Annotated in this window: 20 protein-coding genes and 1 pseudogene; 4 read left to right on the forward strand and 17 right to left on the reverse strand. The window is 62.4% G+C overall.

The features are described 5' to 3' along the window. Positions 1-38: 38 nt before the first annotated feature. The 8 genes and pseudogenes from GNZ12_RS32205 to GNZ12_RS45120 form a co-directional block, all read right to left on the reverse strand. Positions 39-590: a hydrogenase maturation protease gene (locus GNZ12_RS32205; RefSeq protein WP_172316074.1), complete on the reverse strand. Its 552-nt coding sequence runs from the start codon at positions 588-590 to the stop codon at positions 39-41. Continuing rightward, positions 587-2,017: a hypothetical protein gene (locus GNZ12_RS32210; protein ID WP_172316075.1), complete on the reverse strand. Its 1,431-nt coding sequence runs from the start codon at positions 2,015-2,017 to the stop codon at positions 587-589. The genes GNZ12_RS32205 and GNZ12_RS32210 overlap by 4 nt, the downstream gene beginning before the upstream one ends. Beyond that, complete coding sequence (locus tag GNZ12_RS32215; protein ID WP_172316076.1) at positions 2,014-2,661, reverse strand: DUF6084 family protein; 648 nt, start codon at positions 2,659-2,661, stop codon at positions 2,014-2,016. The genes GNZ12_RS32210 and GNZ12_RS32215 overlap by 4 nt, the downstream gene beginning before the upstream one ends. After that, entirely contained in the window at positions 2,654-3,289 is a 636-nt protein-coding gene (locus tag GNZ12_RS32220) for a DUF5947 family protein (RefSeq protein WP_172316077.1), read from the reverse strand. Before GNZ12_RS32220 ends, GNZ12_RS32215 begins: the two co-directional genes overlap by 8 nt. Beyond that, a complete protein-coding gene (locus GNZ12_RS44650) occupies positions 3,286-3,888 on the reverse strand; it encodes a NifU family protein (RefSeq protein ID WP_172316078.1) in 603 nt (200 codons plus the stop codon). The genes GNZ12_RS32220 and GNZ12_RS44650 overlap by 4 nt, the downstream gene beginning before the upstream one ends. Continuing rightward, positions 3,885-5,699 carry a nickel-dependent hydrogenase large subunit gene (locus GNZ12_RS32230; protein ID WP_172316079.1) on the reverse strand — a complete coding sequence of 605 codons (1,815 nt, stop codon included), beginning with the start codon at positions 5,697-5,699 and terminating at the stop codon, positions 3,885-3,887. Before GNZ12_RS32230 ends, GNZ12_RS44650 begins: the two co-directional genes overlap by 4 nt. A gap of 48 nt (positions 5,700-5,747) precedes the next feature. Next, complete coding sequence (locus tag GNZ12_RS32235) at positions 5,748-6,806, reverse strand: NADH-quinone oxidoreductase subunit B family protein (RefSeq protein WP_172316080.1); 1,059 nt, start codon at positions 6,804-6,806, stop codon at positions 5,748-5,750. Between the two features lie 272 nt (positions 6,807-7,078). After that, positions 7,079-7,201 (reverse strand): annotated as a pseudogene (locus tag GNZ12_RS45120) (HoxN/HupN/NixA family nickel/cobalt transporter); the annotation flags it as partial. 110 nt (positions 7,202-7,311) lie between these two features. On the opposite strand from GNZ12_RS45120, the gene GNZ12_RS32245 reads away from it, so the two are divergent. Then, positions 7,312-8,658 (forward strand): TAXI family TRAP transporter solute-binding subunit, encoded by a 1,347-nt coding sequence (locus GNZ12_RS32245; RefSeq protein WP_172316081.1) that lies wholly within the window; start codon positions 7,312-7,314, stop codon positions 8,656-8,658. A gap of 19 nt (positions 8,659-8,677) precedes the next feature. Here the strand turns inward: GNZ12_RS32245 and GNZ12_RS32250 are convergent, their stop codons facing one another. The 5 genes from GNZ12_RS32250 to GNZ12_RS32265 all read right to left on the reverse strand — a co-directional run bounded on the left by GNZ12_RS32250 (position 8,678) and on the right by GNZ12_RS32265 (position 12,942). Beyond that, complete coding sequence (locus GNZ12_RS32250) at positions 8,678-9,442, reverse strand: ProQ/FinO family protein (RefSeq protein ID WP_172316082.1); 765 nt, start codon at positions 9,440-9,442, stop codon at positions 8,678-8,680. 1,115 nt (positions 9,443-10,557) lie between these two features. After that, positions 10,558-10,671, reverse strand: coding sequence for a hypothetical protein (locus tag GNZ12_RS44655; RefSeq protein WP_235993942.1), 114 nt, complete (start codon positions 10,669-10,671; stop codon positions 10,558-10,560). After that, positions 10,632-11,324, reverse strand: a complete 693-nt coding sequence (hpnK, locus tag GNZ12_RS32255) for a hopanoid biosynthesis-associated protein HpnK (RefSeq protein WP_172316083.1) — start codon at positions 11,322-11,324, stop codon at positions 10,632-10,634. Before hpnK ends, GNZ12_RS44655 begins: the two co-directional genes overlap by 40 nt. Beyond that, a complete protein-coding gene (gene hpnI, locus GNZ12_RS32260; protein WP_172316084.1) occupies positions 11,314-12,585 on the reverse strand; it encodes a bacteriohopanetetrol glucosamine biosynthesis glycosyltransferase HpnI in 1,272 nt (423 codons plus the stop codon). Before hpnI (GNZ12_RS32260) ends, hpnK begins: the two co-directional genes overlap by 11 nt. 12 nt (positions 12,586-12,597) lie before the next feature. Beyond that, positions 12,598-12,942, reverse strand: a complete 345-nt coding sequence (locus GNZ12_RS32265) for a hypothetical protein (RefSeq protein WP_172316085.1) — start codon at positions 12,940-12,942, stop codon at positions 12,598-12,600. Positions 12,943-13,319: 377 nt separating this feature from the next. Between GNZ12_RS32265 and GNZ12_RS32270 the strand changes: the two genes are divergently transcribed. Together GNZ12_RS32270 and GNZ12_RS32275 are read left to right on the forward strand one after the other, a co-directional pair. After that, complete coding sequence (locus tag GNZ12_RS32270; protein WP_172316086.1) at positions 13,320-13,979, forward strand: response regulator; 660 nt, start codon at positions 13,320-13,322, stop codon at positions 13,977-13,979. Further along, on the forward strand, positions 13,979-15,379 hold the full coding sequence (locus GNZ12_RS32275; protein ID WP_172316087.1) for an ATP-binding protein: 1,401 nt from the start codon (positions 13,979-13,981) through the stop codon (positions 15,377-15,379). Before GNZ12_RS32270 ends, GNZ12_RS32275 begins: the two co-directional genes overlap by 1 nt. A gap of 87 nt (positions 15,380-15,466) precedes the next feature. Here GNZ12_RS32275 and GNZ12_RS32280 read toward each other — a convergent pair whose 3' ends face one another. The 4 genes from GNZ12_RS32280 to GNZ12_RS32295 all read right to left on the reverse strand — a co-directional run bounded on the left by GNZ12_RS32280 (position 15,467) and on the right by GNZ12_RS32295 (position 19,688). After that, a complete protein-coding gene (locus GNZ12_RS32280; RefSeq protein ID WP_172316095.1) occupies positions 15,467-16,498 on the reverse strand; it encodes a flippase-like domain-containing protein in 1,032 nt (343 codons plus the stop codon). A gap of 80 nt (positions 16,499-16,578) precedes the next feature. Then, positions 16,579-17,763, reverse strand: a complete 1,185-nt coding sequence (hpnI, locus tag GNZ12_RS32285; RefSeq protein ID WP_172316088.1) for a bacteriohopanetetrol glucosamine biosynthesis glycosyltransferase HpnI — start codon at positions 17,761-17,763, stop codon at positions 16,579-16,581. Beyond that, entirely contained in the window at positions 17,760-19,181 is a 1,422-nt protein-coding gene (hpnJ, locus tag GNZ12_RS32290; RefSeq protein WP_172316089.1) for a hopanoid biosynthesis associated radical SAM protein HpnJ, read from the reverse strand. Before hpnJ ends, hpnI (GNZ12_RS32285) begins: the two co-directional genes overlap by 4 nt. A 303-nt stretch (positions 19,182-19,484) precedes the next feature. Next, entirely contained in the window at positions 19,485-19,688 is a 204-nt protein-coding gene (locus GNZ12_RS32295; protein ID WP_007181784.1) for a cold-shock protein, read from the reverse strand. Between the two features lie 300 nt (positions 19,689-19,988). Here GNZ12_RS32295 and GNZ12_RS32300 point away from each other — a divergent pair. Beyond that, positions 19,989-21,060: aldehyde dehydrogenase family protein (locus tag GNZ12_RS32300; protein ID WP_172316090.1), on the forward strand; the 1,072-nt coding region annotated here is incomplete at its 3' end.

The following is a 21,060-nucleotide window of genomic DNA, read 5'->3' on the forward strand; positions in this document are numbered from 1 at the left end:
ATGCGGACTGCAACTCAACCACCTGCCTGCCCGGCCGTTCAAGCCGCACGTGCGGACAAGCGCTCCATCCTCGCCATCACCAGCTTCACGGCCAGTTCGACCGCCGGCTCGACCGCCGCCGCCACCGCGCCGCTCAAAGCCATCCGTCCTTCCTCGCCATTCTCGAACCCGAAGTCATGCGGCTCGCAACCCAGCACCACGATGTCCTCGCAACCGCCGCCCAGCATCCGCACCGTTTGCAGCACGTTGGCCGGATCCATTTCATGCGGCGACATCAGGATCGGCGCCGCATACGGATCGCCGGGTTCATCGCCGGCAGTGTCTTCAACAGACGGCTCAATCACATACAACGTGCCCGGCGCACCGCCGCGCTGCGTCGTATCGATCAGAATCGCGCTGTCCACGCCATCGAGCAGCGCATAGCACAGGTCGATGCCGCGAATCCCGAAGTCCGCGACGCTCACGCCTCCGCCGAACGCCGGCAGCTCACCGGCCGCCAGTTTCTCCCGCAGTCGGCGCACCACTTCGACGCCGAAGCCGTCGTCGCCGAGAAACACATTGCCGAGGCCCGCCACCAGAATCGCGCTCACGCATGGCCTCCTTTGCGACTGGACGGACCAGATGAGCTGGACGCATCGACCAGCGGCACGATCTCGTCGGGGCCGAAGAAGAAGCGATGGCCGGGCATGCGCTGCATGCCGAGGTCCTTGCCGGGATCGTCGTCGACTGTGACGGCAACGTGTACGTGATCGTCGAAATCGCGCTCGATCGATTCAATCGTCGCAATCATGCCGCTCAGTGCGATATCGAAGATGTCCGCGCGGCCACGTGGGCGCAAGCGCACCTGGTCGCCGATCCGAATCTCCACGCCCGCCACCCGCACGCACGCGAGATGCGGGCGCGCGTCGAGCTCCGCCCAGGGCGACACCGGCATGGCGGCAGCTTCCAGCGGCGAGAATGCGCCCACGCTTGCCGCGTCGAGCGCGCGCACCTGGCGCAAGGTTCCGTGCAGCTTCTCCATCTGCTCGGCGCCGAGACTTTCGGTACGTGCAAGCAACGCGCGCGCGCGCTCGTCCGTGGCGATCATTTCGCGCTTTTCGTCGTCGGTCATGGTGAGAATGCGCAGCGTGAGGATCTCGTCGATCTCCGTAGAATCGAATAGATCGCCCGCGCTTTCGGGCGCGATCTGCGGGAAGTCGTAAAGAATGATCGGCGAGGCGAGCATCGTGTCGGGCTGTTGTTCGTCGCCCACGAGGACAGGCCATACGCCGATATTGCGGCTCGCGGCGACAGCCGCCGCCAGTTCCGCGGGCGGATCGATCGACGAGATCCACGTGCCGCCCTCGGTGGTCAGCACCGTGTGACACGACACCAGCGCGTACAGCGAAGCTGCATCGCGCTTCAGGCCGCCTGCATTGTCGAGTGGCGTCTCGTTGACGATACGCACCTTCAAACGATAAACCCCGGCCGCCACGCTAGCCGCACTCAGTTCGACGCGGCCTTGCAGCGAAGCGCGGGTGCGGCTAAGTGCGCCACGCAGTGTGCCTTGCCTGTCGGCGAGCGGTTCGAGCTCACGGGTAGCGTCGAACGAAAACGCAATCTGCAACGGTGCATCAAGCAATTCGCCAATGACCAGAACCGGCACGGCAATGTGTCGCTCGGCCGCTTCCTGCCATGGGGTATAGCGCCGTTCGTCGATATCCAGCACGGGCACGGTGCGCCAGACCGGCTCACCCGACTCCGGCCGCGCGGCGGCACCCTCCGCCACATCGAGCACCATCCGTTCGATTACCTGCAGAAAACCGGGTCGCACGACCACGCGGGTGCGCTTGTCGCCGCGCAGCAGACACTCGGTCTGCGTCACCCACGGATCGCTGCCGGATGCCTCGGCATAGACGCGCGGATACACACCGCCGAAGGTCCAGCGTTGCCGGTTCTTGACCGAGGTCGGCCGGTACGGATACAGCATGTAGCCTTCGTACAGCACCGCCTGAACCACACTCTCGACCGCGTTCACGATATGTCCTCCTCGACGCCGTCGAGCAGGCTCGACACTGCCTGCTCCCAGCTCGTGAGACCCCGCCTGCTTTTGTAACGCGAGAGGCGATCGAACACATCCCGGTGCAAACACAGCCAGGCACCGTTCGGGTAGTAGCGGGTCATCATGTCGCGCCATAGCGCAACGGGTAGCCGATAGGCCGCTTCCTTGTGCCACGGAATCGGCGCGGCCTGCAACGCACCGTCGGCTTCGCGATAAAACACCGTGCCGCTGAATTGCAGCATCACCGGAATCTCGCCTTCTTCAAGGCCGTGAAAATATTTGGTTGAGGCCACATTGAAATCGAAGCTGCACGGCACTGGCAAATCGAGCGTGCACTCGCCGGTGAACGGTGGTGCGATCGCTGTCGTATGGGCCCATAGCAGCGTGCGCAGCGTTTCGCCCCAGCGCGGTGGCGTGCCGAACAGGTCCTCGAGTCCGTATTGCTCGGCGGGCGCGTAGCGGCGCCTGGTCGCTTCGATCTGGATCTGGCATTGCAGGGTAATGCTGGCGATCTCTTCCTGCACCGGTGTATTGGCAATATGCAGCCTGAACGTCAGCAGCGGCGCTGCGGCGAACGGCACGACTTCCGCCGACTCGACAGTGAATCCGAGATCAGGCATGGAGCAAGCCCTCCGGCACCCGGCCATGAGTCTTCAGCGCGGCGAAGAAACGATGAATCGCATCCCACGCCTCCCGGCCGCCAGACAGTCCGCGCCAGCGTGCGCGAATCACACCAGTCAGCGCGTAACACTGGTCGATCGGCACGCGGTAATAATCGCGCGCGCCTTCGCTGCGATTGACCAGCAGCGCTTCGACGTCGGGTTGCAATTGCGCAAGCAACGGATTCTCGGCGACCAGTTCGTCCCACGCTTGCAACGCCAGTAGCGACTGGGTGCCACCGGCCGGCCCGGGATAAAGCGCGACGACACGCTGTGCCTGGCTGTCATGAAAGAAGAAAGCGATATCGATGGGAATCGCCAACGCATCCCATTGCGCATCGCTCATGCGGAAGCCGTCGAGATAATGCGCGTCGCGTGGCACCGGACGATAGCGCGCATTCTGCTGGCTGCCGAACAGCAGCGCGCACGCACGGCAACAGCAATAGAGCTGTCGTTTGGCAGTTTCGAACAGATGGGGGTGGTCGGACAGAATCGGCAGGCCACACAACTCGCACTGCATGTCGTCGGCCTTGCGCACGAAATGGCGCAGCCGCGCGACCCAGCCGCGTGTCGTGGCGGCGGGGGTCATTGCGCGCCGGCCTCGGTCCGGCCTGCTACCTCGCTTGGTACCTGGTTTGCTCCATCACTTGCTGCCTGTGTGTGATGCGGCACAAAGCGCAGTTCATGCACGTTAACGTCCGGCAGACCCGCGATCTCGACGCGCATCGCTTCTGGCGCCGCTTCGAAAATCGAGCGTTCGATTTCCTGCTGCAATTCGCCCACTGAGTTGTGCTTGCCCTGCAGCCGGCCGGCTACGCGCACACGCACGGCTTCTTCCGCGGCGTCGAGCAGTTCGATCTGGATGCCCTGGGCGCCGAGCAACGGCCGCATCTTGTCGACCGCATGCGACACACGCGTCGGCAGGTCCTGCGGATGCAAGCCGTGCAACAGCAGCAACGCCGACACGCCGGCGTCGCGCTCGAACGCTTGGACCATGGCGTCGTCCATCGCGCCCGCGTCCGCCACGATCTCCATCAGTCGTGCGAGCCCGTTCGTGTGCAGATCGAGGACAACCTGCAACAGTTCTTTGGCAGGCTCACGCGCGCGCGGGTCGTCGAGCGCCTCCAGCGCTGCAATCAGTTCGTCGATGCGGCGTTGCTGGGCGGCGACCGCGCTCTCGTGGCTCACTTGAGCGCTCCCTGCATCACGCCGAAGGTCGGTGAGTGCGACGTATCGATCGTCTTGCCATTGCCGACGTACATATGCACGCCGCACGGCAGACAGGGGTCGAAGCTGCGCACCGCGCGCATGATGTCGATGCCCTTGAACTTGTCCGGCCCGTTCTCTTCGAAGATCGGCGTGTTCTGTACCGCGTCTTCATAGGGCCCAGGCGTGCCGTAGATATCGCGCGGATTGGCGTTCCACGGCGTAGGCGGATACGGGTGATAGTTGGCGATCTTGCCGTCGCGGATCACGAGGTGATGCGAGAGCACGCCGCGCACCGCTTCATGGAAGCCGCAGCCAATGCCCTCCTCCGGCACCGTGAAGTCGCTGAACGTGCGGGTGCGGCCCGCGTGCAATTCGGCCAGCGCCTGCTCGGCAAAATACAAGGCCGCAGCCGCTGAATACGCCTGAAAATACGTGCGGGCGCGATCGCGTTCGATCGCGTTGCTCCACTTCGGAATCTTCCATTCAAATTCGACTTCGGGCTTGAGCGCGGTCTTCGGCAGATAGATCTTCACGCTCTGGCCGGTCGCCTTGATGTAACCGATATCGACCAGCCCCGCCAACGCCGTCGCCCACAAGCGTGCGATCGGTCCACCGCCGGTATCGAGCGCGAGATGATCGCCCGTGCGCTTGTCGAACCAGCGCGGTGACATCACCCACGTGTAGTTGCCGTCGAATTTGCGCTTCTGCGGACGCGGCAGCGTGGTCTGATTCCAGGGATGCTTGCGGTCGACCGGATTGCCGAGCGGATCTTGCTTGACGAAGGTTTCTTCGTGGTCCCAGTCGTCGTAATAGGAACTGCCCAGCAGGATGCGGATGTTCAGGTTGATATCGACGAGGTCGGTCGTCACCAGTTCGCCGTCCACCACCACGCCGGGCGTGACGAACATGCCACGGCCCCATTGCGTCATCGTCTTATAGCTGTAGTCGCACACGTTCGGGTCCTGGAACGAGCCCCAGCAACCGAGCAGAATGCGACGGCGGCCGACTTCTTCGTAACCCGGCAACGCTTCATAGAAGAAGTCGAACAGATCGTCATGCAGCGGCACGACTTTCTTCATGAACTCGACGTACCTCATCAGACGCGTGATGTAATCCGTGAACAGCTGAATGGTCGGCACCGTACCCACGCCGCCGGGATAGAGCGTCGACGGATGCACGTGGCGTCCTTCCATGAGGCAGAACATCTCGCGCGTATAGCGGCTGACCATCAAGGTCTCGCGATAGAACTCACCCGTGAACGGATTGAGTGCGGTCATGATGTCCGCGATGGTTTTATAGCCGTGCTTGTCCGCATGGGGCGCGGGCGTTTTCTGTGCCTTGTCCCACACGCCGGGATTGGTCTCCTTGACCATCCTCTCGCAGAAATCCACCCCCACCAGGTTGTCCTGGAAGATGTTGTGGTCGAACATGTATTCGGCCGCTTCGCCCAGATTGACGATCCACTCGGCAATCGCCGGCGGCTTCACGCCGTACGCCATGTTCTGCGCGTACACGGAACAGGTTGCGTGATTATCGCCACAGATCCCGCAGATGCGACTCGTGATGAAGTGCGCGTCGCGCGGGTCTTTGCCCTTCATGAAAATGCTGTAGCCACGAAAGATCGACGACGTGCTGTAACACTCCGCCACGCGGCGGTTCGCAAAATCGATCTTGGTGTAAATGCCCAGACTGCCGACGATCCGTGTAATCGGATCCCAGTTCATTTCGACCAGCTTGCCCGGCGCTGCCTGGGTGCTTGCGGTCGCTTCAGGTGCGGTACTAACGGCCATGACCTCCTCCCTGCTGACAAGTCGAATTCCGTCAACTACGCCGCCCGATCAGCGATCGTAGCCGGTCGTGAGTTTCGAACCGTTGTGACGCCATTTCGGCTCGTGGTTGAGCGTGTTGTTGGTCAGCTTGCGCAGGCTGCGAATCAGCGGACCATAGCTCTTGATCAGATTCGACGACAGCACCGCTCCCGGCGGCTCATCCATGAACGGCATGAACTTGTCGGGAAAGCCCGGCATCGTGCAGCCGATGCAGATGCCTCCCACATTCGGACAACCGCCAATGCCCGCCATCCAGCCGCGTTTGGGCACGTTGCACTGCACGACCGGTCCCCAGCAACCCAGCTTGACGATGCAATTCGGGCTGCCGTATTCGGTGGCGAAGATCGCCTGTTCGTATGAACCCGCGCGATCGCAACCGTCGTGAACGGTGCGCGTAAACAGCCACTTCGGCCGCAACGCTTCGTCGAGCGGAATCATCGGCGCGAGACCCGCCAACTGATAGAGCAGGTAGAGCAGCGTCTCCATGAAGTTATCCGGCTGTACCGGACAGCCTGGCACGTTGACGATCGGCAAACCCGCTTTCGACTTCCAGTCCCAGCCGAGATAATCGGCGAGGCCCATGCAGCCGGTCGGATTGCCTTCCATCGCGTGAATGCCGCCGTAGGTCGCGCAGGTGCCCGCGCCGACTACCGCCAGCGCGCGCGGCGCGAGCCGGTCGAGCCATTGCGGGATCGTGATCGGTTCCTGCGTATCGGGGTCGGTGCCTAATGCGGCCCAATATCCCTCGCGATTAATACGTTCGTTTGGAATCGAGCCTTCCATGACCAGCACGAAGTTCTCAAGCTCCCCGCGCGCGGCCTGGTGAAACGGCTTGAGAAACTCGTCGCCGTTTTCATACGCCAGTACGGGGTTATGTAAATGCACCTTCGGCAGGCCGGGAATCGCACCGAGAATGACATCCTCGATGCTTGGCTGAGTTGCCGCGGTAATCGATACCGAATCGCCGTCGCAGCCGAGGCCCGCGGTGATCCAGATGATGTGCACTTCCTTGAGAGCCGGCGCGTGCTGAGTCTTGCGCCCATAGGGGACGTTGTCTGCTTCTGCCATGATGTGTCTCTCCACTGCGAACCACGTTCTTTTTAGGTCAAGCAAAGATACGTGGCGAGTGCCGCACGGCAGTCACGTGTCCAGCAATCGATCGGTAATAATTCCGCACGATGCGGTTAAAAGGATCGGATTTGCTGCATGTATTGTTCGGGAAGGGTGCCCACCGTGATGAGCCCGAAAAACTTTTTTGAGTATAGTTCAGCGATATGAAATCACCCAGTTTCGTCACTTACTCACGAAACATGGCGCAGCGTATTGACACCGACCGGCGTGCCTTCTGCAATTCTCTGACTGATGATGTAGTAGAGCTTGCGCGTGACGTTGTCGATAGCCGCGATATGATCCGCGTCTACCGCATGCCTCAGACCAAATGAATAAGCGAGCAGGCTCAGGCCACGATCTGACGCGCATCCCGGCCGGCAAGGCGCCGGTTATGCCGGACATTTCACTTATACGCTGCGGACAGTAGACAATGCGTCATCCCGGCTATCGGCACGGAGTGTCCATGAAAGCGCCTCGCTCGCGTCCCCCGCATTTTCCCGGCGATCAATCGCATGCGGAGTGGCGCGATCACACCCTGCCTTACGTCATCGTGGCCGCGCTGATCGTGCTGATGGTCACGCTGATCGTCTGGCTGGTCGATCCGGCGCCGCCGAAAACCATCACGATGAGCGCGGGCCCGCACGACAGTTCGTTCTTTGTCGCCGCCGATCAGTACAAGAAGATTCTCGCGCACAACGGCATCACGCTGAACGTGTTGGAGTCCGATGGCTCGGTGCAGAATCTGCGTCGTCTGCTGGACCCCAAACAGCATGTCGATCTCGCGCTCGTGCAAGGCGGCGTGGCCGATGGGCTCGATACGTCATCGCTGATGTCGCTCGGCAGCGTTTTCTATATTCCGGTGGTCGTGTTCTATCGCGGCACGGGCATCAACGAGCTTTCAGAACTGGAAGGTAAGCGGATTGCAATCGGCCGTGAAGGCAGCGGTACGCGCCTGCTGGCGCTCAAACTGCTGGAAGCAAACGGCATCGAACCGGGCGGCGACACCGTGCTGGTGCCGAGCGATGGCTTGCAGGCCGCCACACAACTCGTGGCCGGCGACGTCGACGCGGCGATCCTGAACGGCGACTCGGCCACGCGCGGCTTGATGCTGAGGCTCCTGAGAGTGCCGGGCATCTCCGTGATGGATTTCGACGAAGCCAGCGCCTATACGCGCCGCTTTCCCTATCTCGACGAGATCGACCTGCCGCCCGGCGTGCTGGATCTCAAGCGCAGAATTCCGCCCGTCACCGTCCATCTGATCAGCCCGACGGTCGAACTCGTGGCCCGGACCAATCTGCATCCGGCGATTTCCGACTTATTGATTGAGGCCGCGCAGGAGGTGCACGGCATGCCCGGGCTGTTGCAGCACGCGGGGGAATTCCCGAGTCCGGTCGCCCATGAGTATCAGATCAGCGAAGACGCACAGCGCTACTACAAGACCGGCAAGAGTTTTCTATACCGCACGCTGCCGTTCTGGCTTGCGAGCATCGGCGACCGCACGCTCGTTCTGTTGCTACCGATGGCAGTGCTGCTGTTTCCGGCGATGCGCCTGATTCCGGCACTGTACCGGTGGCGCGTGCGCTCGCGCATCTACCGCTATTACGGTGCGCTGATTGCAATTGAACGCGGCGCACTCGCCGACTCGAGCGACGCGGAGCGCAAGCAGCTTTTCGCGGAACTCGATCAAATCGAGGCGTCGCTTAACCGTTTGCGAATGCCCCTTGCATATGCCGACGCGTTCTATGTGCTGCGCGAGCACGTCGGCTTCGTGCGCGGCCGGCTGGCGGCGGCGCACGGCAGCCACCCCTAGGCGGGGGCGGCAGGTCTCGTTACGCTTCGGCAGTGGCCGACGGTGCTGACGGCGGCGTTGTCGACGGCGTGGCCGACTCAGCGGCCGGGGTGTCCGTCGAGGCGGCCTGCGGCTCGTTCGCTGCGTCACCTTGCGAGCTGGCCGCTGCTTGCGCTGCGGCATCGGCCGAAGCGACCGCGGTGCCCGAATCCGACGAAGCGCCCGAAGCATTGGCGGACGCCTCCGCCGCCGAAGCTGCTGCTTTCGCTGCGCCCCTGCCCGCGCGATGCGCCTGCAGGCGTTGTGCGCCTGCCGCTTCCTGCGCGGTGACCTTGCCTGCTTCGCCGCCCGTCAGATCGACGCGCGCGGCGCCTTCGACCAGGCATTTCCAGTAGCGGCTGCCACGGCACCAGGTCTTGATCGCATCGCGCAGCTCGGCTTCGTTCAGCGACAGCTCCTTCGCGTGAACCACGAGGTCCTCGAAGATGCCGACCTTCAGCGGCAGCTTGGGCGCCGGATTTTTCGGGAACGCGTTCGGGAAGCGCTTTTGCAGCCTGCCGATCGATTTCACCACCGGGTCCACGGGCCGTGCGTCGGCCGCGGGCTTGGCGTTGGGCGCGGGCCTGGCGTCGGCTGCGGGCCTAGAGTCGGCCGCTGGCTTTTGAGCGGGCGCGCCACGTCGCGGCGGCGACGGCTTGCGCGCAGGCTTCGCACCGGGCTTGGCGACAGGCTTGGCCGCAGGCGCAGCTTCGGCGCGTGCGGCCGCCAGTTGCTTCTTCAATTCAGCGAGTTGTTCGAAACCCATAGCGCACAATCGATCGAGAAAGACAGGATTGTAGCAGCGTGTTGAAACGCGCTCATGGCGGGGTGCGATGTGCCGCATGACGGCGGCGGTGAAAGTTCCCTTGTGGCACGATTAAATTCGAGGTTTTTCCTGCTATGTACCCCGCTTTCGCGTTTTATGGGTCTCAGGTAAATCCGGTATTTTTTTGCGATTTTCGAAGGATGAGGGTGTTGATTGTTGTTTTTTTTGCCTGCTCGGCGCTATCTGCCTGTTTGCCTGCGGTGTTGGGCTTTGCTTTAGTTTTTTTGCCTGCTCGGCGCTTGTTTCTGTTTGCCTACGGCGTTGGCCTTTCCTTGATTTGATATTGGATTATTAGCGTCGCCCCTGTGCGGGACGGGCACCTACTTTTCTTTGCCTGCCGCAAAGAAAAGTAGGCAAAAGAAAGCGGCTCAAACCGCAAATTTTTAAGCGGGTCCCCCGCGCAGCCACGGTAGTGGTGCATCTGGAATCCGTGCCCTCGCACATTCGGCGTTGGCGACAAAGCGCTCATCAGCTCCCACTCCGCACTGCGTGCGTCGCGGATGGGTCTGCCAGGGAAACCAGGGGCTTCGTTCGGGGGCGGTGGGGGCCATCGGCTTCGCCTCGGCGAAGCGCCTCTGCAATCATGCGCGAACCCCTACTTCGAATGAAATGTCGGCTGCGTGGCAGCTTTAGCCGCAGGCCCCGGCCCCAGTTGCGGTGGCAGATTTGGTCGCGGTGGCGATGCAACGGCGAGCCGCAGCGTTGAGCGAAGCGCGAACACTAAACCGCTGCGGGCGGTTTTAGGAAGTGGGTTTCGGCGCGCGCAGCGCCGCCGGAAGTATGACTGCCTTGTCACTGGCGCCGAATGTGCGAGAACACAGATTCCAGATGCACCACTGCCCCCTCCAAGCCAGGGGACCCGCTTAAGAATTAGCGGTGTGAGCCGCTTTCTTTTGCCTGGCACAGGGGCAACGCTAATAGACCAATAACAAATCAAGGAAAGGCCAACGCCGCAGGCAAACAGACGAACAAGCGCCGAGCAGGCAAACAGATCAAGGAAAGGCCAACGCCGCAGGCATACAGAAACAAACGCCGAGCAGGCAAAAACCCCAATTTTAAATAGCCTGCTTCTTCATCAACACCTTCAACACCACAGGCAAAAGCAACAACACCAACGGCAACTGCACAATCAACCCAGAAATAATGGCAACCGCCAAAGGCTGCTGCATAGCCGCCCCCTGCCCAAGGGCAAACGCAAGCGGCAGCAACGCCAAAATAGCCGCCCACTATTAGCAATCCCAACAACATAATCGTTATGCACGATCCCGGCCCGATCCAGTCTCGCCCGCACCCGTGAGATCCACGGCCGCAACCACAGCGGCGCGCCAACTTCAAACGGCAAACGCATCGCCCGCATCCCATACTCGCGGCCAATCTCCAGGATCAATCCAAGCACCGTCGGATGCAAATGAAAATGCTTGTGCGTATTGACGTGATCGAGCGTCAACCCCGTCCTCGCAAAAGCCTCGAACTGCGCGCGAATCTCGCGCGCCAGCTGTTTGCGAACATGCGGCAAAAAGAAAAACCGCACCCCGTCCCGCACCATGTTGTCGCCAAAGCGGCCATGCTCGTCGAGCAACGCAGAAATCCCGGCGCGCGGCGTGACCGCGTCGCCGTCAGCAAGCACCAGATGCAGGCCGACCCGCAACTCCGGCAGTGCGCGAGCACGCGCCACCGCATCACCCGCGGCAGGTGCACCGATCATCAGGCTCGCGGCCGTCAAGACGCCGTGCCGGTGCGCCTGCTCGACCGCCAGATTCACCCGTGAATGCAGGCCGAAATCGTCGGCAGTGACGATCAGCCCACGTGGCTTAGCCGCCATCCGAAGTCTCCATCACACGCAGCGTCGCATCACGCGTAGTCGACGCAGAGGCCACGACCGGCACGCGCGCGCCACGCCACATCACATGCGAGCCGAACGCGCCGGCGAGCCATTGGAACGCCAGCAACGTATCGCGCAACGGCACGAGCGGCAAGTCGCGCCAGAAAGTGCGTTCATGACGCGCGGCACGCAGATGCAGCAGCATGCGCGCGGCAAAACCCGCCGCCGTACTGGCGCCGCTCGCTAGCACCGCCCACAGATGCACGCCGTCGAAGGGACCGTTGACGAGACCGGCGGTGAGCCATGCGCCGGCAATGAGCCACGGCGTCGGGAACGTGATGATCAAAGACGCGAAGCCAAGCGGGTTCACCGAGCGGATCGTGCGCAACCAGCGCGTCTCACGCTGCCACAAAGCTGAAAAGGTCGGCTCGATGACGTCGGTGGCCACCATCACGCGCGAAAGCACCGTGCTAAGCCCGAGCGCCCGCACGTGTTCGGCGAGCCAGTAATCATCCGCGAGACAGTCTTTCAACGCGTCGAAACCGCCAATACGCTCGAGCGTCGCACGGCGCAAAGCCAGGGTCGCGCCGAAACCGAAGCGGCGCGAGCCCGTCGCATGCGCGACGCGCACCGACGGGGCGAACCATTCGTTGATGAACAACGCGCCCACCCGCGGCCAGAAACCGCCGACGCTATGCGCCACGTAGAGACAGGTCACCACCCCCACGTGCGGATCGGCGAGCGGCGCTGCTACGCTGTCGAGGTAATCGGCTTCGACCGCGATGTCGCTATCGGCGATCACGATCACGTCATGGCGCGCCCGCGCCGCCATGTTGATCAGATTACTGACCTTGAGATTGCTGCCATGCACGCGCGTATCGATCGCAAGCTCGATGTCGTGCCTCGGGTAGGCAGCCTGCAAACGGCGCACCACCGCAATCGCCGGATCGTCCGGCGAAGACACGCCCAGCACGAGCTGGAAATTCCCGTGGCGCTGGTCGCAGAAGGTTCTGAGATTCTCGTAGAGACGCGGCTCGGCGCCGCACAGCGGCTTGAGCACGCTGACGCCGACACCGACAAAAGGCGCCAGAACATCTGAAGCGCTGCCGGCGGCATTCGCAGCCGCTGCCGCGCTCGCTGCCCTCCCGCGGCGCGCCGCGAAGAACGGCATCGCCACCGCCGCCAGCATCGCATAGAGCGAAGCCGGGACGCAGCCGGATAACAGGATCCATTGGCATGCCGTCAATGTGTGCGCTGCCATCGCCTGCGTCCGTCAGTGCCCGGCCAGCACGAACGGTCTGCCCGTAAAGCGGAGATGAAGAACCACGAACCAGCGCTGCGGACAATCCGCTTCAATCAGAACGGGCCGGCCGGCATGCGTGGCGTGCCGGCCCTGAATAGCGAGGTCGAACGCGGCGTGCGCGATCTGCCGCATCACGAGGACGCCACTCACGATCAGCGCGAGCGCAAGGAGCTGAAAGCTTGTGGAACTGAAGAAGACCTGTTGGGAAACCGGTAAGACCAGCAGTGCCAGCAATGCAAGCACTTCGGTCCCCATGGCCGTAAGCGAAGCCGCCATCAGATGGGCTCGCAACATGTCGACGGTGAGTGGCTTCATGGCGTGATCTCGTGGCCTGAAGAAACGCACGGCGACGTGTAGCGGCGCGGTTTGCGGGACAATGCGCTGGCAAAAGCGCCGGCAAAAAGCGCCAGCATAAGCGCCGGCCGTACATTCGATCGATGTGCTTACGATTAAGTTGCGATGTTCTGACAACTCGACGTAGTTTCGCGTGCTCGTGTTGGCCATGCGACAGTAACTGGCAGTAACCAATTCACGGGCGATAGTAGCGATTCTAGCTGAAGGAAACCTTAAGGAAAAAAGAGGTATAAAGCGTGTCAGGAACATGACCGTTACACTCCAGGTATGCGGCTTGGCGCTTACTTAAAAGCTGTCACCACGATGCAATGGACATATCGAATGGAATCTCTCCCCCTATGCGCGTACTCCTCGTAGAAGACGACGACCTGATCGGCTGCGGCATCGAAGCGGGACTGCGTCAGGCCGGTTTCACGGTCGATTGGGCACGCGATGGCCACAAGGCCAGCCTCGCGCTCGATACTACCGCCTATGCGCTGGTCTTGCTCGATCTCGGCTTACCCAAGGTATCGGGTATGGAACTGCTGAAACGGCTGCGCGACGCCGGCAAGGACGTGCCGGTACTCGTGCTGACAGCGAGAGACACGGTGGTGGACCGCGTCGGCGGCCTGGAAGCCGGCGCCGACGACTACCTCGGCAAGCCCTTCGACCTGACCGAGCTGATTGCGCGTTGCCGGGCCTTGCTGCGTCGCGCGCAAGGGCGCAGCGTCGAAGTGATCCGCTACCAGGATCTGACGGTCAATCCCGCCGCGCAAACCGTCGAAGTCGGCAATACTCGCGTGCCCCTCACCTCGCGCGAATGGGCGATCCTGATGCAGTTGCTGACCAATCAAGGCATTCCCCAGTCGCGCTCGCGCCTCGAAGAAAGTTTGTATGGATGGCAGGAAGAAATCGAAAGTAATGCGATCGAGGTCCATGTGTCGAATCTGCGCAAAAAACTCGGCGCCAAGCTGATCAGAACAGTGCGCAATATTGGCTACGTGGTAGAGAAAGCGTAATGTCGGCATCGATACGCCGCCGGCTGGTGCTGCTGGTCCTGACCAGCATCGTGCTGATCTGGGGCATCGCGCTGATATCGAGCTATCGTCAGGCCAAGCGCGAAGTCGGCGAATGGGAAGAGGCGCGCCTCGCGGAGCTCACGCAAATCCTCGCGCTGCTCGATCAGCGCAACCTGACCACCCTGGCCAATGCGCGCATTGATGTGCGCGAAGAAGAAGAAGGCGGCGAAGCCGGCGCGAACAACAGCGACGACGACGACGCCTTGCCACGCGACGCGCTATTCCAGGTGCGCAGCGCGAACGGCGACGTGCTGGCCGGCAGCCCGCAATTGCGCGTGCTCAAAGCGTGGGATCTCCCCGTCCCCTCCGCAAGCGGCACGCAAGACATCATATTGGGCGGTCAACTGTGGCATTCATTCACCTTGCGCGATACCGCGCTGGGCCACACGGTGCGCGTGTTCGAACCGGCCAACACGCGCAGCGATCTGGTGAGCGGTGTGGCGAGCCGGATCGCCCGCCCCACCCTGTTCGCACTGCCGGTGCTGGCGCTGCTGGTGTGGTTGAGCATCGGCTGGAGTCTGGCGCCGCTCAAGGTGCTCTCCGGCGCTATTCGAGCGCGTGATATCAACCGGCTAGAACCGGTCGATATCGGCCGGGCGCCGACCGAGGTGCGGCCGCTCGTCGACGCGATCAATCTGGTGCTGTCGCGCCTGCGGCACTCCATCGAGCGCGAACGCGCGTTTACCGCCGACGCCGCCCATGAACTGAAAACGCCGCTTGCAGCGATCAAGGTGCAGGCTCAGGTCGCGCTGGCCGAACCGGACACGGCGTTACAGCGCCTGGCGATGGAACGCGTGGTGCAAGGCGTCGATCGCAGCGCGCGCCTCGCGGAGCAGTTGCTGCTGCTCGCGCGTCTGGACGTGCAGGAAAAACTCTCCACCGCGCCGCTCAAGCCCGCGGCGGTGGCGAAAGACGCGCTGCTTGCCAACGAACGCAATGCGCAGCAGAAGGACATTCGCGTGACGCTCACCGGCGACATGCGCGCCGAGATCAATGCGGAACCCGTACTCATTGGCATCCTGCTCGACAACCTGCTGGATAACGCAATCAAGTATGGACGCTCGGGCGGTTGCATCGAAGTGGCGGTGCAGTCTGAGTTCGGCCGGGTGCAGCTTACTGTGCGGGACGATGGCCCAGGCGTCGCGCCCAGCGATCTCGCGTGCCTGACGAACCGGTTTTTCCGAGCGACGGGCAACCATGCCACCGGCAGCGGGTTGGGCCTCTCGATCGTCGCGCGGATCGCGGAGCATTTCGGTGCGAGCCTGCGTCTCGGCGCGGGGATCGGCGAGCGCGGCCTCGCGGTGGAAGTGTCGTTTCCTGCTTATGCGGAAGCGGAGTGAGGGGGTTGCCGAGGGTGTCTATGGGGGCGCCGGTACGGCGATCGCGGGACCGGGCGACCGAGGGACGTATCCCGCGCTCATAGCGTACTAGCGCTGGCTTGCTTCGCCCACGACCGTTCGCCCTGCCCGTTCCGCCCGCTCTGCCCGTTTAGGTTCGCGATTCGACGACTCGGCAAACTGCCACGCAATCAGTCCGGGCACGAAGATCACCAGATCGCGAATGCGCCGCGCGCCGGCGAGCGCGAGGCAGATGGAAGGATCGAGACCCAGCGCGCCGCCGATCAGAATAAAACCGCCCTCCTGCACCCCCAGACCGCCCGGCACAAAGAAGGCCGCACTGCTGATCGCCTGGATCAGCGATTCGATCACCACCGCTTCGACCAGCGTGACGTGAACGCCGAGAAAGTACAGCGCGAGCCAGATCTCCAGCGACGTCAGGAAGCACTGCAGGGGTTGCCAGAAAAACAGATAGCGCAGTATCACGCCGCGCCGGCGCCAGATCAGTTTGATGGCCTGGTCGATCTGAGCCGATTGTCCGACGAGCGCGGCGAGCTTGCCGCTCGTCATCCGATTCAGCATGCGCGTGATGCGCTCGAACGGACTGGCATGCTGCACGAGCGCGAACAGCACCAGCAGCGGCGTCAGCACCACCACGCCCCACGCCAGTTGCCCGGCGAGCCGCAGCGTGTCGGAGTGCGCATGCGCGAACAGAAAACCGATGCCGACCATCGTGAACAGCAACTGGCTGATCACCGTGAGCTGCATATCGACGATGATGCTGCCGACCGCCGTAGACGGCCGCACGCCCCAGCGCTTGAGCATCCGGAACGACACCACCTCGCCGCCGATACGCGCCACCGGCAACATGCAATTGACGGATTCGCGCACCCAGACCAGATGCAGCATATTGGCAATGCTGGGCCGGTTCGCGCCGCGAATCAGCGAGCGCCAGTCGCAGGCATTGGCGAGCATCGGCAACACGTGCGCGATCGCCGCCAGAAGAAGGCCGGCACCCGCGGCGCGCAGTGCGCCGAGCACGGCGCCGGGATTGTCCTGCCAGACCAGCCACAATGACACCAGCAAGCCGGCAAGCGCGGCGACGCGGCCAAGATGCTTCATCACGCGGCCACCCTTCTCGCGCGCTTCAAGCCCGCTGCATTGTCCTCGCTAACCTCTGCCCGATACCCGCGCATCATTCCTTACCCAACCTGTTGTTCATCCGTCATGCCGTCCTGTGCCGCCGACAACAGGCCGTCGCCATCTACCTTGAAACTGAAACCGCGCCAGATCACGCGCGAGGACCAGAAGCTCGCCACAAAAATCGCAAACGATACGATATCCCATAACGGCAACAGCCACAGGTCGCGATGCGCCTGCTGCAACGCACGATCGGACAGCAGTTTAAGCATGAGCCGGGCGCATATGGCGACCAGGGCGAGCGGCAACGACCACAGCGCGCCGCCCGAGAAGGCGACGGCGAGCGTTGCGAAAGCGACCGGATGAATCAGCGCCGAGCCGAGATGACCCAGCGGATCGATGCTGCGAATGGTGCGGCTCCAGCGCAGTTCGTGCGCGATCAGTTGCGCCGCGCTCGATTCCACGCAGGCATGCGAAATCGTGAACGGGGGAATCACCACCTTCTCGCCGATCATGCGCACCGCTTCGCCGATTGCATGGTCCTCGGCCAGATGCTTCACGAACGGCGTGAATCCGCCGATTTTTTCGAGGGTATCGCGCCGCATCACGATGGTCTGCCCAAAGCAGGGACGCGCGAGACCCAGCGCAAGCCCCGTCACCACGCCGGGCAGGAATTGGTAGTTGGTCGCCTTGGCCGACATGCGCGGCCAGAAACCGGGGTCGGGCGCACCGCGATAGACGCAGGTGACGAGACCGACACCGGGCTTCTGCAATTCACCGATCACATTGCGCAGATAATCCGGCCCCACGCTCACATCGCTGTCAGCAAACACCAGCACGTCGTGCTGAGCCTGCGGCAGCATATTGAGGATGTTGCTGATCTTGCGGTTCGGACCGTACAGGCGCGCGTCGGCGACCACGGTGATGTCCGCTTCAGGATGCAACCGCCGCAGGTCGTCAACGGTTTGCAAGGCGGGGTCGGCTGAATCGTGCACGCCGAACAGGTATTGCACGGGACCCGGATAATCCTGCTGACAGAAACTCGAAAGGTTGGTGAGCAACGCCCACTCATTACCGTGCAACGGTTTGACAATCGTGACCGGCGGAAAGCTGGTCGGCTCGGACACCGCTCTCGCGAAGAACCGGCCGATCAGGGCGCCCGCCAGCACCGTGTAGGCGATGCCGAAAACCGCACTCGCCGCACACGCATAGGCAAGCGTGACGGCGAGCAGATGCAGGGCGCTCACGCTTGGTGGGCGCGCAAGAAGCGGAAGAATTCGACGCCTTCACGCAGGCGCCGTTTCATCATGTCCCAACTCGTGAGCATCTCGCGCAGAATTTCCCAGATCTTCGACGGGCGGAAATAGAAGCGCTTATAGAAGTTTTCGAGCTGGTGGTAAATCTCGTCACGCGACAGGTGCGGATAGCCGATCGCCGCCAGCTGCACCCCTGATTTGCTGACGAGGTTGATGACCTTGTTCTCTTCCAGCCAACCGTTCTCGACCGCCTGGTTGTAGAGCGTCGTGCCGGGATACGGCGCGGCGAGCGACACCTGGATCGTATGCGGATTGATTTCCTTCGCATACTCGATGGTCTTCTGGATCGTGTCCTGCGTCTCGCCGGGCAGCCCCAGAATGAACGTACCGTGAATCTTGATGCCGAGCTTGCGGCAATCTTCACTAAAGCGGCGCGCGATGTCGGTGCGCAGACCCTTCTTGATGTTCAGCAGAATCTGGTCGTCGCCGGACTCGTAGCCGACCAGCAGCAGGCGCAGGCCGTTTTCCTTCATGATCTTCAGCGTCGCGTACGGCACGTTCGCCTTCGCGTTGCAGGACCACGTCACACCCAGTTTGCCGAGGCCGCGGGCGATTTCCTCGACGCGCGGCTTGAAGTCGGTGAAGGTGTCGTCGTCGAACATGATCTCCTTGACTTCAGGCATGTTGTCGCGAATCCACTTCACTTCTTCGAGCACGTTCTCGGTCGAACGCGTGCGGTAGCGATGCCCGCCCACCGTTTGCGGCCACAGGCAGAACGTGCATTTCGAGCGGCAGCCGCGACCCGTGTAAATCGACACGTACGGGTGCTTCAGATAGCCGATGAAATAGTTGTCGATCTTCAGATCGCGCTTGTAGACGGGCGCCACGAACGGCAGCTCGTCCATGTTTTCCAGGATCGGGCGCGCTTCGTTGTGCTCGATCGAGCCGTCCGCGGCGCGATAGCTCAGGCCCTTGATCCCGGCAAACGGTTTGCCTTCGGCGACTTCCTGGCAGGTGAAGTCAAATTCTTCACGGCAGACGAAATCGATCGCCTCGCTGGCGGTCAGCGAATTGTGCGGATCGACCGCGACCTTCGCGCCAACCATGCCGATCAGCACCGAAGCCTTGCGCTTCTTCAGGTCTTCGGCAAACAGGGCGTCGGTGGGAAAGGACGGAGTGCTGGTGTGGATGATCACCAGGTCGTATTGCTGCGCAATATCGAGCGATGCTTCGACGGACAGGCCGTCAGCGGGGGCGTCGAGTACACGGCTATCGGGGACAAGTGCCGCGGGCTGCGCGAGCCACGTCGGATACCAGAACGAACGCACTTCGCGTTTTGCCTGGTAGCGCGAACCCGCGCCACCGTCGAAGCCGTCGTACGACGGCGCCTGCAAGAACAGGGTTTTCATGGATGCTCCAGCAAGCCTTTGATCGGCGCTTTCAGTTTTCTGTCGGAAAACTCTGGGAACTATTGCCCGCAGGGATGCGCGGGCACAGCGAATCGCGCAAATACTACGGAGCAAAGCTGAAGGAAACCTTAAGGAAAATAACACAGGCCGTGCTGTTCCACACGGTTAATACACCTAGGCTTCGCCTCGCCTGCGCTTCCGTCATTTATAGGCGAAACATATGACAATCGTGGTGCCGTTACCGGTATTGCACGAAAAAATCGTCCAATCCGCGCGCCTGCGCGCGCGGATCAGTCACCGCTTTTACACCGGCTTGATATCCGCCGCCTGCTTGCCCTTCGGTCCTTGCTTGATTTCAAAGCTGACCTTCTGGTTTTCCTGCAGCGATTTGAAACCTTCGCTGCGAATTTCCGAGAAATGGGCAAACAGATCTTCGCCACCGTCGTCCGGTGTGATAAAGCCAAAACCCTTCGCGTCATTGAACCACTTCACTGTACCGGTTGGCATGTCGATTCCTCGCTTGCACCTTGGTTGATTGGGTTGCGTTCACCGTCTTTCGCCGGTTCCTGCTACTGCTGCTTGACTTTACGCCTGTTTGCGCGGCGGCGCTCAGGCAGATGTTTCTCCGCCGCGGCAACCGGGATAGCAAAGCCCGTGCCGCGCACCGCCCATGGGCGCGCCGCCGATGCGATCGCGTGCAATCAGATAAGATGTTTGCTATCGGCAGTCCATCCTTGGCCGCGCAGGTCCAGCCCAATGCATCATGACCGCGCGACCTATCGTTTTCCCCACTTACAGGAACCCAGCATGGCTACCTCGAGCTATACCGATACCCGACTTCTGATCAACGGCGAGTGGTGCGACGCTGCCAGCGGCAAAACCCTCGACGTCATCAATCCCGCCACGGGCAAGGCCATCGGCAAGGTGGCCCATGCTGGCATTACCGATCTGGACCGTGCGCTGGCCGCCGCGCAGCGCGGTTTCGAAGCCTGGCGCAAGATTCCGGCCAACGAACGCGCCACGACCATGCGCAAAGCCGCGGCGCTGGTGCGCGAACGCGCTTCGGACATCGCCCGTCTGATGACGCAGGAACAGGGCAAGCCGTTCGCCGAGGCGCGCGTCGAAGTGCTGTCCGCGGCGGACATCATCGAATGGTTCGCCGACGAAGGCCGCCGCGTCTACGGCCGGATCGTGCCGCCGCGCAATCTGGCGGTACAGCAAACGGTGCTCAAGGAACCGATCGGCCCGGTGGCCGCGTTCACGCCGTGGAATTTCCCGGTCAATCAGGTCGTGCGCAAGCTGAGCGCGGCGCTCGCGTGCGGCTGCTCGTTCCTCGTCAAGGCGCCGGAAGAAACCCCGGCGTCGCCGGCGGCGCTGCTGCAGGCGTTCGTTGAAGCCGGCGTGCCGGCCGGTACGGTCGGCCTCGTGTTCGGCGATCCGGCGGAGATTTCCAGCTACCTGATTCCGCATCCGGTGATCCGCAAGGTCACGTTCACCGGCTCGACGCCGGTCGGCAAGCAACTGGCCGCGCTGGCCGGCACGCACATGAAGCGCGCGACGATGGAACTGGGCGGTCATGCGCCTGTGATCGTGGCTGAAGACGCAGACGTGGCGCTGGCCATCAAGGCCGCGGGTGCTGCGAAGTTCCGCAATGCAGGCCAGGTCTGCATCTCGCCGACGCGCTTTCTGGTGCACAACAGCATCCGCGAAGAATTCGCCGCGGCGCTGGTCAAGCACGCTGAGGGCCTCAAACTCGGCGACGGTCTGGCGGAAGGCACGACCCTGGGGCCGCTCGCTAATGCGCGCCGTCTCACGGCGATGAGCAAGGTGCTGGACGATGCCCGCAAGACGGGTGCGAAGGTCGAGACGGGCGGCGAAC

The sequence above is a fragment of the Paraburkholderia solitsugae genome (genome assembly GCF_013177695.1).
Taxonomy (GTDB): Bacteria; Pseudomonadota; Gammaproteobacteria; order Burkholderiales; family Burkholderiaceae; genus Paraburkholderia; species Paraburkholderia solitsugae.

What these genes read in the sequence shown, in the direction of transcription:
- GNZ12_RS32215 (WP_172316076.1), bottom strand. Translation starts at nt 2,661, where the DNA reads ATGCCTGATCTCGGATTCACTGTCGAGTCGGCGGAAGTCGTGCCGTTC.
- GNZ12_RS32220 (WP_172316077.1), bottom strand. Translation starts at nt 3,289, where the DNA reads ATGACCCCCGCCGCCACGACACGCGGCTGGGTCGCGCGGCTGCGCCAT.
- GNZ12_RS32230 (WP_172316079.1), bottom strand. Translation starts at nt 5,699, where the DNA reads ATGGCCGTTAGTACCGCACCTGAAGCGACCGCAAGCACCCAGGCAGCG.
- GNZ12_RS32235 (WP_172316080.1), bottom strand. Translation starts at nt 6,806, where the DNA reads ATGGCAGAAGCAGACAACGTCCCCTATGGGCGCAAGACTCAGCACGCG.
- GNZ12_RS32245 (WP_172316081.1), top strand. Translation starts at nt 7,312, where the DNA reads ATGAAAGCGCCTCGCTCGCGTCCCCCGCATTTTCCCGGCGATCAATCG.
- GNZ12_RS32250 (WP_172316082.1), bottom strand. Translation starts at nt 9,442, where the DNA reads ATGGGTTTCGAACAACTCGCTGAATTGAAGAAGCAACTGGCGGCCGCA.
- GNZ12_RS44655 (WP_235993942.1), bottom strand. Translation starts at nt 10,671, where the DNA reads ATGCAGCAGCCTTTGGCGGTTGCCATTATTTCTGGGTTGATTGTGCAG.
- hpnK (WP_172316083.1), bottom strand. Translation starts at nt 11,324, where the DNA reads ATGGCGGCTAAGCCACGTGGGCTGATCGTCACTGCCGACGATTTCGGC.
- hpnI (WP_172316084.1), bottom strand. Translation starts at nt 12,585, where the DNA reads ATGGCAGCGCACACATTGACGGCATGCCAATGGATCCTGTTATCCGGC.
- GNZ12_RS32265 (WP_172316085.1), bottom strand. Translation starts at nt 12,942, where the DNA reads ATGAAGCCACTCACCGTCGACATGTTGCGAGCCCATCTGATGGCGGCT.
- GNZ12_RS32270 (WP_172316086.1), top strand. Translation starts at nt 13,320, where the DNA reads ATGCGCGTACTCCTCGTAGAAGACGACGACCTGATCGGCTGCGGCATC.
- GNZ12_RS32275 (WP_172316087.1), top strand. Translation starts at nt 13,979, where the DNA reads ATGTCGGCATCGATACGCCGCCGGCTGGTGCTGCTGGTCCTGACCAGC.
- GNZ12_RS32280 (WP_172316095.1), bottom strand. Translation starts at nt 16,498, where the DNA reads ATGAAGCATCTTGGCCGCGTCGCCGCGCTTGCCGGCTTGCTGGTGTCA.
- hpnJ (WP_172316089.1), bottom strand. Translation starts at nt 19,181, where the DNA reads ATGAAAACCCTGTTCTTGCAGGCGCCGTCGTACGACGGCTTCGACGGT.
- GNZ12_RS32295 (WP_007181784.1), bottom strand. Translation starts at nt 19,688, where the DNA reads ATGCCAACCGGTACAGTGAAGTGGTTCAATGACGCGAAGGGTTTTGGC.